Source organism: Nocardioides sp. NPDC059952 (assembly GCF_042730435.1).
GTDB lineage: Bacteria > Actinomycetota > Actinomycetes > Propionibacteriales > Nocardioidaceae > Nocardioides.
Window position 1 is genome coordinate 1 of sequence record NZ_JBHWLY010000150.1, and the last position, 1,673, is coordinate 1,673.

The 1,673-nt window shown below is 65.1% G+C and carries 2 protein-coding genes; both read left to right on the forward strand.

The window, feature by feature from the left end:
* Nucleotides 1-67 precede the first annotated feature (67 nt).
* Nucleotides 68-247 carry a hypothetical protein gene (locus ACFV9G_RS29800; protein WP_378733086.1) on the forward strand — a complete coding sequence of 60 codons (180 nt, stop codon included), beginning with the start codon at nt 68-70 and terminating at the stop codon, nt 245-247.
* A gap of 195 nt (nt 248-442) precedes the next feature.
* The gene (locus ACFV9G_RS29805) at nt 443-1,237 is read left to right on the forward strand and encodes an RNA polymerase sigma factor (protein WP_378733088.1); all 795 of its coding nucleotides are present in this window, start codon (nt 443-445) and stop codon (nt 1,235-1,237) included.
* Nucleotides 1,238-1,673: the final 436 nt, after the last annotated feature.

Sequence of the window (1,673 nt, forward strand, 5' to 3'; positions counted from 1 at the left end):
AGGGGTCGTCTCCAAACCGGTTGGATCGACCCCTTAGGCCACCGAGTCTACGACGTACGATCCAGCAGTGCCCTACGTTCTTCGCTCTGGTGCCCGCCCGCGGCTGGATGCCCCCGACTTCAACGAGCACGAGCCGCTTGAGCGCATCGGCCAGGCCGAGACCTACGAGGCCGCGTACGCCCAGCTCGAGGCGCAGCTGCCCAAGGACTGGGTGCTGGTCGGCATCGATCGCTACCTCGAGGCGTAGAGCTCGGCCGGGTCGCGGCCTCATCGTGCCTGGAATCGTCGGCGCCGATACATAGGGTGTGGGGTATCCAAAATGGGCCCCTGACGATCGGACGAAAAAACTTCTCGAAAAGTTGGGGGGTAATCCGATCGCAGCCACATATGAAGAGGACGACAGCGAGCTTGCTCGAAGTCGTTCTCGAATGAGGAGACGTGTATGGCCGACGCCGCCTGGCCTGGGGGCCCGGGCGAGCCTGGAGCGCCGCTACAACGCCCCGTAGGTGGGTCGCTAGAGGACAGCTCGGCGCCCGAAGCCTGGCGGGTCGAAGCCGACAAGCTCGCTGGGGACGTCCTCACCGATGCCGTAGACCGGCTGACCGGTGACCTCGACGTCCTCACCGATCTGGCCCTGGTGAAGTTCCAGGGCGAACTGTGGGACCGCTTCGCCGACGCGCTCGCGAGGTACGGCTACGCGGTGATCTGGAACTGGACCGTGCGCAATCTGATCTTCGAGCGCTGCAAGACGAAGGGGTTCGGCGGTCTGCCTCAGCTCGAGCGCCCGATCACGGACGAGGAGGCCCAGGAGCTGGCCAACGAGACCGTGGCCAAGGCTCTGCGTCACTTCCGCTCCGACGTCCTGATGAAGCACAAGTGGGACCACCGCAAGGGCGCGTCCCTGAGGACCTACTTCATCGGTCAGTGCATCATCCGGTTCCCCAACATCTACCGGACCTGGCACGGGGCCGAGTTGCGGAAGGAGTTCGCCCTAATCGATGACCTGAACCTCGATGACCGGGGGATCGACCCGCCGGACTCGCGGGTGATCGCCGGCATTCTGGGCTCGGAGGCGATGGCCACCATCAAGGACCCCCGCGTACGCATGGCGATGCACATGACCGCCGAGGGGTTCCCGCAAACCGCGATCGCCGAGCAGTTGGGCATCTCGGTCAAGGCTGTCGAGCGGATGCTCGCCAACGAGCGCGCTCGACTACGTAAGAGGGGAGTGGGATGACAGGTAGGCAGTCCAACCAGTCCAGGGGCCAGGAGTTCCAGGCCAAGATCGAGCGCAGCTCGCTGGGCACACCATCGGCGCGGGCCGCTCGGCGGAGCGTGCCTGAGTCGGTCGCGTCGCGGATCGTCGCGCGGTCGCAGGAGACCGGGAGATTCACCGCGCAGAGCCAAAATTCTCGCCGGAAACCTGGGGGGTAATCGGCTCGGCCGCACATAAGAGACGTACGTCAGATGCTCAAACCCGAGATCTGGCAGGAGCCCCATCAAACGGGTGTGGCTCCTCAACCCGCAGCAGCGAGTCGAAGAGCCAACACGTCCTAGACAACGCGGAGACTACTAGACATCGCAGCTGCTCGAGGGACCTTGGAGGCCCCACAATGGCACGAGGCAGTAGCCGCTCCGGCGGCCGCGCACGCAGCGCGATCACCGGTCGGTAC

Excerpts from the sequence above, each read along its gene's own strand:
- ACFV9G_RS29805 (WP_378733088.1), top strand. The coding sequence starts at position 443 with ATGGCCGACGCCGCCTGGCCTGGGGGCCCGGGCGAGCCTGGAGCGCCG.